At 69.4% G+C, this 12213-nt stretch carries 11 protein-coding genes; 7 read left to right on the top strand and 4 right to left on the bottom strand.

The window, feature by feature from the left end; genetic code table 11:
- The first annotated feature begins 33 nt into the window (after positions 1–33).
- The 3 genes from leuC to ACWIGI_RS30340 all read left to right on the top strand — a co-directional run bounded on the left by leuC (position 34) and on the right by ACWIGI_RS30340 (position 2946).
- The gene (gene leuC / locus ACWIGI_RS30350) at positions 34–1458 is read left to right on the top strand and encodes a 3-isopropylmalate dehydratase large subunit (protein ID WP_454206076.1); all 1425 of its coding nucleotides are present in this window, start codon (positions 34–36) and stop codon (positions 1456–1458) included.
- A gap of 75 nt (positions 1459–1533) precedes the next feature.
- Positions 1534–2142 (top strand): 3-isopropylmalate dehydratase small subunit, encoded by a 609-nt coding sequence (leuD, locus tag ACWIGI_RS30345; protein ID WP_454206075.1) that lies wholly within the window; start codon positions 1534–1536, stop codon positions 2140–2142.
- A 156-nt stretch (positions 2143–2298) separates the two neighbouring features.
- Positions 2299–2946 (top strand): HU family DNA-binding protein, encoded by a 648-nt coding sequence (locus ACWIGI_RS30340; protein ID WP_454206073.1) that lies wholly within the window; start codon positions 2299–2301, stop codon positions 2944–2946.
- A 325-nt stretch (positions 2947–3271) separates the two neighbouring features.
- On the opposite strand, the gene ACWIGI_RS30335 is transcribed toward ACWIGI_RS30340, so the two are convergent.
- The 3 genes from ACWIGI_RS30335 to cofC form a co-directional block, all read right to left on the bottom strand.
- Complete coding sequence (locus ACWIGI_RS30335) at positions 3272–4228, bottom strand: NUDIX hydrolase (RefSeq protein WP_454206072.1); 957 nt, start codon at positions 4226–4228, stop codon at positions 3272–3274.
- Positions 4225–6405: an RNA degradosome polyphosphate kinase gene (locus tag ACWIGI_RS30330; protein WP_454206071.1), complete on the bottom strand. Its 2181-nt coding sequence runs from the start codon at positions 6403–6405 to the stop codon at positions 4225–4227. Before ACWIGI_RS30330 ends, ACWIGI_RS30335 begins: the two co-directional genes overlap by 4 nt.
- 62 nt (positions 6406–6467) lie before the next feature.
- Positions 6468–7160: a 2-phospho-L-lactate guanylyltransferase gene (gene cofC, locus ACWIGI_RS30325; protein ID WP_454206070.1), complete on the bottom strand. Its 693-nt coding sequence runs from the start codon at positions 7158–7160 to the stop codon at positions 6468–6470.
- Positions 7161–7398: 238 nt separating this feature from the next.
- Between cofC and ACWIGI_RS30320 the strand changes: the two genes are divergently transcribed.
- The 3 genes from ACWIGI_RS30320 (at position 7399) to ACWIGI_RS30310 (ending at position 10032) form a co-directional block, all read left to right on the top strand.
- Positions 7399–8394 (top strand): NAD(P)H-dependent glycerol-3-phosphate dehydrogenase, encoded by a 996-nt coding sequence (locus ACWIGI_RS30320; RefSeq protein WP_454206068.1) that lies wholly within the window; start codon positions 7399–7401, stop codon positions 8392–8394.
- 65 nt (positions 8395–8459) lie between these two features.
- On the top strand, positions 8460–9560 hold the full coding sequence (locus tag ACWIGI_RS30315) for a D-alanine--D-alanine ligase family protein (protein ID WP_454206067.1): 1101 nt from the start codon (positions 8460–8462) through the stop codon (positions 9558–9560).
- 127 nt (positions 9561–9687) lie between these two features.
- On the top strand, positions 9688–10032 hold the full coding sequence (locus ACWIGI_RS30310) for a DUF6191 domain-containing protein (protein WP_454206065.1): 345 nt from the start codon (positions 9688–9690) through the stop codon (positions 10030–10032).
- Positions 10033–10195: 163 nt separating this feature from the next.
- On the opposite strand, the gene ACWIGI_RS30305 is transcribed toward ACWIGI_RS30310, so the two are convergent.
- Positions 10196–10816 (bottom strand): DUF3515 domain-containing protein, encoded by a 621-nt coding sequence (locus ACWIGI_RS30305; RefSeq protein ID WP_454206122.1) that lies wholly within the window; start codon positions 10814–10816, stop codon positions 10196–10198.
- Between the two features lie 227 nt (positions 10817–11043).
- On the opposite strand from ACWIGI_RS30305, the gene ACWIGI_RS30300 reads away from it, so the two are divergent.
- Entirely contained in the window at positions 11044–12183 is a 1140-nt protein-coding gene (locus tag ACWIGI_RS30300; RefSeq protein WP_454206064.1) for a thiamine-phosphate kinase, read from the top strand.
- The last annotated feature ends 30 nt before the right edge of the window (positions 12184–12213 follow it).

Genomic DNA, 12213 nt, shown 5'->3' with positions numbered 1-12213 from the left:
GTGGGTTATGTCCTATCGAGAGGTGATGCAGTTATGGCCGGTCGGCCACGCACTCTGGCGGAGAAGGTCTGGGACCAGCACGTCGTCGTGAAAGGCGAAGGTGAGGGCGCGAACCGCGAACCCGATCTCATCTACATCGATCTGCACCTCGTGCACGAGGTCACCAGCCCCCAGGCCTTCGACGGCCTGCGCGCGGCCGGGCGCCCGGTGCGCCGCCCCGATCTCACCATCGCGACCGAGGACCACAACGTCCCGACGATCGACATCGATCAGCCGATCGCCGATCCGGTCTCGCGCCTGCAGGTCGAGACCCTGCGCAAGAACTGCGCGGAATTCGGTATCCGCCTGCACCCCATGGGCGATCTGGACCAGGGCATCGTGCACGTCGTGGGCCCGCAGCTGGGTCTGACCCAGCCCGGCACCACGGTGGTGTGCGGCGACTCGCACACCTCCACCCACGGCGCATTCGGCGCCCTCGCAATGGGTATCGGCACCAGCGAGGTGGAACACGTGCTGGCGACGCAGACTTTGTCGCTGCGCCCGTTCAAGACCATGGCCATCAATATCGAGGGCGCGCTGCCCGAGGGCGTGACGTCGAAGGACGTGATCCTGGCCGTCATCGCCGAGATCGGCACCGGCGGCGGCCAGGGCTACGTGCTCGAGTACCGGGGCGAGGCCGTGCGGGCCATGTCCATGGAGGCCCGGATGACCATGTGCAACATGTCGATCGAGGCCGGGGCGCGCGCCGGAATGGTCGGCCCGGACGCCATCACCTACGAATTCCTGAAGGGCCGCCCGCACGCGCCCGAGGGCGCGGACTGGGATGCCGCCGTGGCGGCGTGGGACGAGCTCAACGGCGACCCGGACGCGGTCTTCGACGCCGAGGTGACCATCGACGCCACCGCGCTGACCCCCTTCGTCACCTGGGGCACCAACCCCGGACAGGGCCTGCCCCTGGGCGCTTCGATTCCGGATCCGGAGCAGATCCACGACGAGAACGAGCGCGCGGCCGCGGAGAAGGCGCTGCAGTACATGGGTCTCGAGCCGGGCACCCCGCTGCGAGATGTCACCGTCGACACCGTTTTCGTCGGTTCCTGCACCAACGGCCGGATCGAGGATCTGCGTGCGGTGGCAGGCGTTCTGGACGGCCGCAAGGTCGCAGACGGCGTGCGGATGCTGATCGTGCCGGGCTCGATGCGGGTCCGCCTGCAGGCGGAAAAGGAGGGTCTGGGCGAGATTTTCACCGCCGCGGGCGCCGAATGGCGCCAGGCGGGCTGCTCGATGTGCCTCGGCATGAATCCCGATCAGCTTTCGCCCGGTCAGCGTTGTGCCTCCACCTCGAACCGCAACTTCGAAGGGCGACAGGGCAAGGGCGGGCGCACCCACCTGGTCTCGCCGCTGGTCGCCGCGGCCACCGCGGTGCGCGGAACCCTGTCCTCACCTGCGGATCTCAACTGATTCCAGCTGATCGATCCCCTGCGGGCCCGACGGCCCGCCGGCGCCGGGCAACTCACACAGACTCAGGAGAACACGATGGAAGCCTTCAAGGTCCACAAGGGGATCGGCGTTCCGCTGCGCCGGTCCAACGTCGACACCGACCAGATCATCCCGGCTGTCTATCTGAAGCGCGTTACCCGAACGGGTTTCGAGGACGGCTTGTTCGCGGGCTGGCGCACGGATCCGAACTTCATTCTCAACACCGAGCCCTACAACCGCGCCACCGTGCTGGTGGCGGGTCCGGATTTCGGTACCGGTTCCTCACGCGAGCACGCCGTTTGGGCGCTCAAGGACTACGGCTTCCGGGTCGTGATCTCCTCGCGCTTCGCCGACATCTTCCGGGGCAACGCCGGTAAGGACGGTCTGCTGACCGCCCGGATGGCCCAGAGCGATGTGGAATTGCTCTGGAAACTCATCGAGGAACAGCCCGGTTTGGAATTGACGGTGGACCTCGAGACACGCACTGTCGCCGCCGGAACCGTTGTGTTGCCGTTCGATATTGACGACTACACCCGGTGGCGTCTGCTGGAAGGGCTGGACGACATCGGCCTCACACTGCGCCGGTGCGACGACATCGACGCCTTCGAAAACGCAAGGCCGAGTTGGAAACCCGCCACCATTCCGGCTCGTATTTCGCAGACGTAATCATTGGGGGGCGTTAGCTGAACGCCCCCTAACGCGGTTGCTGGGCGTGTGCGGTGTCTCATCAAAATGGGTGTGGCAGATAGACTCTTGCCCAAAGAAGGTTTACCGTGGTACCTAGTCGGTCCGACGACGGGCCATTAGTCTGCGGAGGATTCAATGAACAAGGCGGAACTGATCGATGTTCTGACCGAGAAGTTGGGTACTGACAGGCGCACGGCAACCGCTGCGGTTGAGCAGATGGTCGACACCATCGTGCGCGCTGTGAACAAAGGTCAGAGCGTCACCATCACCGGGTTCGGCGTCTTCGAACAGCGCAAGCGCGCCGCTCGTGTCGCCCGTAACCCGCGCACCGGCGAAACCGTCAAGGTGAAGCCGACTTCGGTGCCCGCTTTCCGTCCCGGCGCTCAGTTCAAGGCGATCATTGCGGGTAAGCAGAAGATCGCCTCGAGCGGCCCGGCCGTGAAACGCGGTGTGGCTGCTCCGGTGTCGGGCAAGCCGGGTGCGAAGAAGACCACGGCCAAGAAGACGGCCAAGAAGGCCGCCACCAAGGCGCCGGCCAAGACCACGGCGAAGAAGGCCGCCACCAAGGCCCCCGCCAAGAAGGCCGCCGTCAAGAAGGCAGTCGCGAAGAAGACGGTCGCCGCCAAGAAGGCGCCGGCCAAGACCACCGCCAAGAAGACCGCGGCCAAGAAGACCGTCGTCAAGGCCACCGCGGCGAAGAAGACCACGGCTGCCAAGAAGACGACCGCCGCAAAGAAGGCGCCGGCCAAGAAGACCGCCGCCAAGCGCACCGCCCGTCGCTGACGGGTCGAACCGCCCGTCACTGACGGGTTTTCGGCGCCAGAACACCCTGTGAGACGGCCCGGCTCCGCCGGGCCGTTTCGCATGGGGAGGTCAACAAATGCAGTCGCGCCCCGGCCGATCCGGCCGGGGCGCGATTTGCTGTCCGGAAGTTCCCGCGCCCCTTACCAACCCGGCCAATCCCGCCGCGGGGGCGCCCTCCGCCCGTGTGGAGGGCGCCGCGTTTCGGTTCGGAAAAGGGTTGCGGCGCCAGCAAAATGCGGCTCTGACCGGCCGAACGTGAATTACAGCAATGGTTTGATGCTAATTCGGCGGGCCGCGAAATGTCCTACTGCTGAATGTCGGCCGGTGTCAGCGCCCGGTCGAGGTGGTCGGCGGCCACGAGTCGATCTTTGTGCACCGACAGCACCCAAACGCTGCCCTTGCGATTACGGGCCGCGGGCAGGGTGATCCCGTCCCGGTCGGCCCACCACCCGAGCAGATCCGGAATCACCTTGCCCTGACTGCAGATCACCGGCACCGAATCGGCGCCGACGAGCTTGCGCGCGCGTTTACGGGCCGCCTCGATCGCCGTCACGTAGCCCGCGTCGCCGAACAAAGGCTCCAGTTCGATGTCCACACCGAGCTTTTCCGCCAGCGGGGTAACGGTTTGGACACAGCGCACCGGTGGGGCCGAGTAGATTTCGCCGGCGCCGAAGGCGAGCAGATTCGACGCCAGCGCCTGAGCCTGTGCGCGACCGGCCTTTTCGAGCGGGCGCTCGTCGTCGGGGCCGGTGTAGCGCTCGCGCCGGCCCGCCTTGGCGTGCCGGACCAGCAGCAGCGTCTGGGTATCGGCCGGTAGGCGCAGGAAATTGCGGATGATGTGGCGGTCCATGGGGTAGGACAGCGCGTCCATCAGGCCCTGGATCCGATGCCACACCAGCACATCGACTTCGGAGTTGGACTCGAACGCCCCGTCCACCGCCTGGGCCGCCCAGTAGTCCACCCGCTTGAGTTTGCGGTGCCCGGGGATCGGATAGGTCACGTGGCCCAGATAGCGCCCCAGGCGGCAATGTACGCCCGTTTCCTCGGTCACCTCGCGCACGGCCGTGATCACGGGCGTCTCACCGGGATCCAGCTTGCCCTTGGGCAGCGACCAGTCGTCGTACTTGGGCCGATGCACCATGGCGATCTCCAGGTCGCCGCCGGGGCCGTGCCGCCACAGCACGGCGCCGGCCGCCGGAATGTTCGGCTTGACGCGGGGATCGGTGAAGTCGGCAGGGTGCGCGGGTCTGCCCGCGCTCATCGGCGGTCCGGACGGCGCAGTCGCATGAGGTATTCCTGGTGATCGCGAATCTCTTCGCCGGGCACGTCGCCACCGGGCTGGGCGTCCCAGCTGCCGTCCGGGCGCAGCACCCAGCAGCGGGTGTTGGGGTAGAGGGCGGAATCGAACATCTGTCCCAATCGCTCGGACAGGCGCGGATCCTTCACCTGCGCCAGCACTTCCACGCGCCGGTCCAGGTTGCGATGCATCATGTCGGCGCTGCCGATCCAGTACTCGTTCTGCGCCTGGAAGTGCAGCACCCGCGAATGTTCCAGGTACCGGCCGAGAATCGAGCGCACCTCGATGTTCTCGCTCAAGCCCGGCACGCCGGGGCGCAGCCCGCAGATGCCGCGCACCACGATCTGCACCGGCACACCCGCCTGCGAGGCCCGGTACAGCGCGTCGATGATCTGCTCGTCGACGATGGCATTGGCCTTCAGCCGGATTCGCGCCTCCTTGCCCTCGGCGGCGAGTTCGACCTCACGTTCGATCCGCTCGATGATGCCCTGGCGCACCCCGCTCGGGGCCACCAACAGGTTGCGGTAGCTGGCTTTTCGGGAGTACCCGGTCAGCGAGTTGAACAGGTCGGTGAGGTCCGCGCCGATCTCCGGTGCGGCAGTGAGCAATCCGACGTCCTCGTACAGGCGCGCGGTCTTGGGGTTGTAGTTGCCGGTGCCGATGTGGCAGTAGCGGCGGATGGTGGCGCCCTCGCGGCGCACAACCAGGCAGGTCTTGCAGTGCGTCTTGAGCCCGACCAGGCCGTAGACCACGTGCACGCCCGCCTGTTCGAGCTGGCGCGCCCACTTGATGTTGGCCTGCTCGTCGAACCTGGCCTTGATCTCGACCAGCGCCACGACCTGTTTCCCGGCCTCGGCGGCGTCGATGAGGGCGTTGACGATCGGCGAGTCGCCGGAGGTGCGGTACAGGGTCTGCTTGATGGCGAGCACCTGCGGGTCGGCGGCGGCCTGTTCGATGAAGCGCTGCACGCTGGTGGAGAACGAGTCGTACGGGTGGTGCACCAGCACGTCGCCCTCGCGCAGGGCGGCGAAAACGTTTCGGGGCGTTTCGCGTTCGCCGAACGCCGGCGGGGTGGCGGGCACGTAGGGGGCGTCCTTGAGCACGGGCCGGTCCACGCCGTACACCTGCCACAGGCAGGACAGGTCCAGCAGACCCGGGACCTGGATGACGTCGCCGGGGTCGACGTCGAGCTCGCGCAGCAGCAGATCGAGCATGTGCTCGGTCATGTCGTCGGAGACCTCCAGGCGCACCGGGGATCCGAAGCGGCGGCGGGCGAGTTCGCGCTCGAGAGCCTGCAGCAGATCCTCGTCGCGGTCCTCCTCGACCTCGAGGTCGGCGTTGCGGGTGATGCGGAACGAATGGTGTTCCACCACTTCCATTCCCGGGAACAGCTGATCGAGGTGAGCGGCGATCAACTCCTCCATGGGCAGGAACGGGGCCAGGGGCGAGCCCGCGCCGGAGTCGCGGCCGGACGGCGAGCGCCGCACGCGGACGAAGCGATCCACGTTGTCCGGCACCTTGACTCGGGCGAAGTGCTCGCCGCCGGTCACCGAATCCTTCACCGTCACGGCGAGATTGAGACTCAGGCCGCTGATGTAGGGGAAGGGGTGCGCGGGATCGACGGCCAGCGGGGTCAGCACCGGGAAGACCTGATCCTGGAAATGCTGGGACAGGCGCTGGCGCTCACCCTCGTCGAGATCGGCCCAGCGGATGATGGCGATGCCCTCCGCGGTGAGCGCGGGCAGCACCTGGTCGAGGAACACGCGGGCGTGCCGGGCCGCGATCTCCTGGGTGCGCGCGGCGATCATCTCGAGCTGTTCGGTGGGGGAGAGGCCGTCGGCCGAGCGGACGGACAGGCCGGTCTCGGCCCGGCGCTTGAGGCCGGCGACGCGCACCATGTAGAACTCGTCCAGGTTGGACGCGAAGATCGCGAGGAACTTCGCCCGTTCCAGCAGCGGCTGCGAGGTGTCCTCGGCCAGGGCCAGCACGCGGGCGTTGAAATCGAGCCAGCTGAGCTCCCGATTCACATACCTGTCGGCTGGTAATCGCGCCGGGGTGGGCGGTTGGGTGGCCGCGGGCGGCGCCGCGGGTAGTAGCGGCGGTTGCTTGACGGTATCCGTATCGCTCACTCTCACGATCATTCCTTATGTCGCGGGTGGTGGCCTGTTCTGACACTGTCTATTGCAGCGCAGATCACGGCCGGTCAGCACAGTGAAGAACGGGCCCGGTGTACTTGTTCCGCTCCTCGACACGCGTGAGACACGCCGATTTCACGCAGTAGCGCGGTGGTGGCCGCACCGACGCCGAGCGCCGCCGCCCGATCGAGATCGGCGGTCGTGTCCACGTCCTGTCGCAAACCCGGCCACTCCCCGAGGAGTTCCACCGCGCCGGCGGCGATATGCCTGCGCGCGGAATCCGGTCCGAAGAGCGGATCGAGCTCGGTGTGACGCCCGCGCGCGAGCAGTGCGACGGTGCCGCTGCCCTCGTGATCGGTCACCACCGTGCGGGGCCGGTCGGCCATGCGCAGCATCCCGGACAGCTCACCCGGGCGCAGCGCGGGCAGATCCGCCTGCAGGGCAAGCAGATCGACCGGGCCGTGGCGGCGGCGGACCGCGGCAGCCCCGGCCGCCAGCGCCGCGTTCAGCCCACCCGGCCCGCGCGCGGGTTCGGGGTGGGCGTGCGCGCCCAGGTCGCGCACCAGTTCGGTGACCACCGGATCCGGCGTCACCACCGTCACTGAGGCGATCCCGGGCGTGCGGATCGCGGCGGTCACCGTGTCGGTCAGCATGGCCAGTACCAGCCGGGGCCGATCCTGCGGGCGCAGTCCATCGGCGAGCCGGCTCTTGGCGAGCCCGAGACTCTTCACGGCGATCACCGTGTGCACGGACGGGCGCATGTCCGAATCCTCCCACTCGAATCCGAGGGCCGCGCGCGCGGCCATGCGGGTGCAGCGAGTCCGGGCGCCCGGGGTATTCCGCGCGCGTCCCCGAGGCCGGTCTGCTACGGCTGCGCACGATGTTCAGTGTGCGTGGCGGAGCCGCGATGTCGCGACGGTTGGCGGGCGTTCGCGTGATCGGCCGGTGTGCCGCGGCGCGCTCGGCGTGGTGGTTCGCGGCGCCGCATATATTGGGCAGATGGCGAGGGCAGCAGTACTGGGAGCGGGTTCTTGGGGGACCGCGTTCGCGAAGGTGTTGGCAGAGGCGGGAACCGAGGTCACGATGTGGGCCCGGCGGCCGGAAGTGGCCAAGGTGCTGGCCGACGAACACCGCAATCCCTGGTATCTCCCCGAGGTCGAACTGCCGCCCATCGCGGCCACCCACGATCATCGCGTGGCGCTGGCCGGGGCCGACATCGTGGTGCTGGCGGTGCCCTCGCAAACCCTGCGGATCAATCTCGCGGCCTGGCGCGACGACATTCCGGCCGAGGCCACCCTGCTGAGCCTGGCCAAGGGCATCGAGACCGGCACGCTGCTGCGCATGAGCCAGGTGATCGCCGAGGTCAGCGGCGCGGACCCGAGCCAGGTCGCGGTGTTGTCCGGACCGAATCTGGCGCACGAGGTCGCCGCGCGCCAGCCCACCGCCACGGTGGTCGCCTGCACCGACACCGTGCGCGCCGAGGCCGTCCAGCACGCCAGCGCCACCGGATACTTCCGGCCGTACACCAACAGCGACGTGGTCGGCTGCGAGATCGGCGGTGCGTGCAAGAACGTCATCGCCCTGGCCTGCGGCATCGCCTCCGGAATGGGATTGGGCGACAACTCCATTGCCAGTCTCATCACCCGCGGGCTGGCCGAGATCATCCGGCTGGGCGTCGCGGTCGGCGCGGAACCGGTCACCCTGGCGGGGCTGGCCGGGGTCGGCGATCTGGTCGCGACCTGCACCTCACCGCTCTCGCGCAACCGGTCCTTCGGGTTCGCGCTCGGGCGCGGCGGCAGCATGGAGACCGCGCAGCGCGCGACCAATGGCCAGGTGGCCGAAGGTGTGAAGTCCTGCACATCGGTGCGGGCACTGGCCGCCGCGCACGGGGTCGAGATGCCGCTGACCAACGCGATGCATCAGGTCTGCCACGAGGGACTGCCCACGTCCGAGGCCGTCGGGCAGTTGCTCGGGCGCCGTTTGAAATCGGAATGAAGCAGGTCCGAGTCGAGCCGACCGCGTAACACGATCGCCACCGCCGACCGGCTAGGGTTCCGGGCATGACCAACAGGATCCGGGTGGCGGTGGTTTTCGGCGGCCGCAGCAATGAGCACGGCGTCTCGTGCGTGTCGGCTCGCACTGTGCTGAGCAGCCTCGATCCGCAACGGTACGAGGCGGTTCCGATCGGCATCACCCGCGACGGCACCTGGGTGCTGAGCGGGTCGGACTCCGCGGTGCTGACCGCGGACGCCGGACGGGAGCTGCCCTCGGTCGGCGTCGAGGGCACCACCCTGACCCTGGCCGCGGATCCCAGCCGGTCGGGCAGCCTGGTTCCGCTCGACGGCGCGGACGCGGTGCTGGACAGCGTGGACGTGGTATTCCCGGTGCTGCACGGCGCTTTCGGCGAGGACGGCACCCTGCAGGGTCTGCTGGAACTGGCCGGGCTGCCGTACGTCGGCCCGGGTGTGCTGGCCAGCGCGGCGGGCATGGACAAGGAGTTCACCAAGAAACTCCTTGCCGCCGAGGGGCTTCCGATCGGCACCCAGGTGGTGCTGCGGCCCGGCGTCGCCACCGTGGCGGACGCCGACCGCGAGCGCCTGGGCCTGCCGGTGTTCGTCAAGCCCGCGCGCGGCGGGTCCTCCATCGGCATCACCAAGGTCGACAGCTGGGACCGCCTCGACGAGGCCATCGCCGCCGCGCGCCTGCACGATCCGAAGGTGATCGTGGAGGCGGGGATCGTCGGCCGCGAAGTCGAGTGCGGCGTACTGGAATTCCCGGACGGCCGGGTGGAAGCCAGTGTGGTGGCCGAGATCCGCATGCCCGAGGAAACCCCCGAGGGCCCCGAGTTCTACGACTTCGACACCAAGTACCTCGACGACGTGTGCGAGTTCGACGTGCCCGCCAAGCTGGACGACGATGTGTCGCAGCAGATCCGCGAGACCGCGGTGGCGGCGTTCAAGGCACTGGACTGCCAGGGGCTGGCGCGGGTCGACTTCTTCGTGACCGCCGACGGCCCGGTCATCAACGAGATCAACACCATGCCCGGGTTCACCGCCATCTCCATGTATCCGAAGATGTGGGAGGCGACCGGCCTGGACCGGCAGACGCTGGTGAGCACGCTGGTCGAGACCGCGCTGGCCCGGGGCACCGGACTGCGCTGACGGGTGCGCACGGCGCCGAATTCTCGCAAGGCGCCGAATTCTCGCAAGGCGCCGAATTCTCGTACCGTGACGGGCCACCCTGGGCGGGTGGCCCGAGTCGTGTCCGGGGTGCGAAGTAGCGCGCAGGGTGGCGGGCCGGGCCGCGCTGGGTACCCTCGATGGGGTGCTCATGGCGATGACGATCCCCGGCCTGGCCATCCTGATCATCACGGTGGCGTTCGCCGAAGTGGCCTACCGCAAGGTCACCGGCCGCACCGGGCTGCCGTGGATGCGCGGCGACGCCGACGAGCAGCGCAGCGCGGGCGCGATCGGGTTCGAGCAGTTCGACGCCATCTTCAGCAACGGCAAGCGCGCCGAGTTCGAGCAGCGCCAGTCCGCGCTCATGCACCGGGAGAACCCGGGCGACGGCACCGACGGTTTCACGATCGACCTCACCTCGGGCGTCGCGAAACTCCGCGGGCCCGCGGTCTGATCCCGGGCGCCGCGACGCGACCTGATGTGGCGAGCACCGAGCGTTCGATGCTCGTGCGCGGGAGATGCCGGGCGTAACCACCGACGGGTGGCACTCGACCTCGCCCCGAGCGATCCGCACGCCCTCCTCGGGGCCTGCCCTGGGCGTCCGGTCGTCGGCGGGCTCAGTTGGGGAGCGGGTTCGGGTCCAGTGGCTGCTGGGGGATGGTCCTGGTGATCGCGTCCGAAACCTCTTGCAGGGGAGTCGGTCCCGCTGTGTTCGGCATCGTCAGGGCGATATAGGTGCCGCGGTCGACGGCGAACCAGGTGCCGGAGGCGGCGCCGCTGGTCTCGTCGCGGACCTCGAACCAGTTCACGCCGTTCACCACCTGTAGCGGGGAGGCGCGGTTGAACTCCAGGGGGCGGTCCAGGCCGCAGCGCAGGACCAGGGGCTCGCCGCCGTCGGGGAGCTGCCACGCCTTGGTGGCCTGCGGCGCGGGCTCGACCAGGTCCGCGGTCGTGTAGTCGCCGATGGTCGGCGGCAGTTCGGGGAGCAGCGCCGTGCACTGCGGGCCCGTCGCGCCCGGCGCGGGAACCGAACCCAGGGCCAGGGGTTCGCGGGCGGGATTGCGGTTGGCGATGACACCGGCGACGAGCACGCCCACCACCAGCGCCACCGGCAGCGCGACGGCCGTCGCGATCAGCGCGGGGGAGCGGCGGGTTTCGTAGTCGGCCTCGGCCTCGGCTTCGGTGGTATCGCCGGTATCGGCCGGGGCCGTGCTCTTTTCGGTGGCGCGCTTGCCCAATTCGGGCTTGGACGCGGCTGAATCGCCCGCGTCGGCGGCGGAGACGCCCGCACCGGTCGCGGCGGTCTCGGACTCGGCCGGGGTGGCCGGAACAGGGGTGGCCGGATCGGCGGCGGCGTCCGGCGTGGTGCCTTCGGCTTCCGTGCCGCTGGTGTCGTTGCTCATCCGGTCGTCGGTCCCCGATCGTGCCGTGCCGGGCACAGCGCGTCCCGGCTGGTGGTCGTCGATTGCGTGTCCGAGGGTACCGTCGATGCGTTCGCCGCCCGCAGCCACTCACCCGCGAGGAGACCCCCATCACCACCAGCAGCAATCGGCCCGCAGACGCCGGCGGCGCGCGGCCCTCCGCTCCGGGCGCGGAGACCCCGGCGACGGGCCGTGATCGGCGCACGGTGCGCGACGTCGGGGAGTTCGCGCTGATCGAGGCGATCAACGCCGGGCGCGTGCACGCTCCGGGTGTGCTGCTCGGACCGGGGGACGACGCGGCGGTGCTGGCCGCGCCCGCCGGGCGCTACGTGGTGACCACCGACATGCTGGTGCAGGACCGGCACTTCCGGCTCGATTGGTCGAGCCCGCGTGACATCGGGCGCAAGGCCATCGCGCAGAACGCGGCCGATGTGGTGGCCATGGGCGCGGCCCCGAGCGCGTTCGTGGTGTCGCTGGGCTGCCCGTCGGACACCCCGGTCGACTTCATCACCGAGCTGGCCGACGGCATGTGGGCCGAGGCCGCGCGTGCGGGCGCGTCGATCGCGGGCGGCGATTTCGTGCGCAGCCCGCTGCTGGTGATCTCGGTGACGGCGTTCGGGGATCCCGTTGCGCGGGAACCGATTCTGCGCTCGGGTGCGCGGCCGGGGAACGTGGTCGCCGTGGCCGGGCTGCTCGGCTGGTCCGGCGCCGGACTGGCGGTGCTGTCGGCCGGCGGGGACGCCGAATCGGCGGATCCGGGTGCGACCGCGGCTGCCGGCGCCGGGCTGCTCGCCGATGCCGTTGCCGTGCACAGGGTTCCGCAGCCGCCGTACGACGCCGTGCTGGGGCTGGCGGGCGACGCGGGCATCACCGCTATGACCGATGTGTCGGACGGGCTGCTCGCCGACCTCGGGCACATCGCCCAATCCTCGGGCGTGGCAATCGATCTCGACTCGCAGGCGCTGCGCGATCCGGGGCTCGACGTCATCGCGAAGACGCTCGGCGGAGACGCGCTGGAGTGGATTCTCGCTGGTGGGGAGGACCACGCGTTCGCCGCGACGTTCGCCGATCCCGCCGCGGTGCCGCCCGGCTGGCTGGTCGTCGGGCGGGTGCTCGCCGGGGCGGGCGTGACGGTGGACGGCGCGGTGCGAACCGGACCCACCGGTTGGGAATCCTTCACATAGCCGGGTGCCATTCCGCCGGGATTCCGGGCA

This window comes from Nocardia sp. NPDC055321, assembly GCF_053645575.1.
The sequence above is the reverse complement of the archived record's forward strand: the minus strand, read 5'-3'. Positions and strand labels throughout refer to the sequence as shown.

What these genes read in the sequence shown, in the direction of transcription:
- leuC (WP_454206076.1), top strand. Translation starts at nt 34, where the DNA reads ATGGCCGGTCGGCCACGCACTCTGGCGGAGAAGGTCTGGGACCAGCAC.
- leuD (WP_454206075.1), top strand. Translation starts at nt 1,534, where the DNA reads ATGGAAGCCTTCAAGGTCCACAAGGGGATCGGCGTTCCGCTGCGCCGG.
- ACWIGI_RS30340 (WP_454206073.1), top strand. Translation starts at nt 2,299, where the DNA reads ATGAACAAGGCGGAACTGATCGATGTTCTGACCGAGAAGTTGGGTACT.
- ACWIGI_RS30335 (WP_454206072.1), bottom strand. Translation starts at nt 4,228, where the DNA reads ATGAGCGCGGGCAGACCCGCGCACCCTGCCGACTTCACCGATCCCCGC.
- ACWIGI_RS30330 (WP_454206071.1), bottom strand. Translation starts at nt 6,405, where the DNA reads ATGATCGTGAGAGTGAGCGATACGGATACCGTCAAGCAACCGCCGCTA.
- cofC (WP_454206070.1), bottom strand. Translation starts at nt 7,160, where the DNA reads ATGCGCCCGTCCGTGCACACGGTGATCGCCGTGAAGAGTCTCGGGCTC.
- ACWIGI_RS30320 (WP_454206068.1), top strand. Translation starts at nt 7,399, where the DNA reads ATGGCGAGGGCAGCAGTACTGGGAGCGGGTTCTTGGGGGACCGCGTTC.
- ACWIGI_RS30315 (WP_454206067.1), top strand. Translation starts at nt 8,460, where the DNA reads ATGACCAACAGGATCCGGGTGGCGGTGGTTTTCGGCGGCCGCAGCAAT.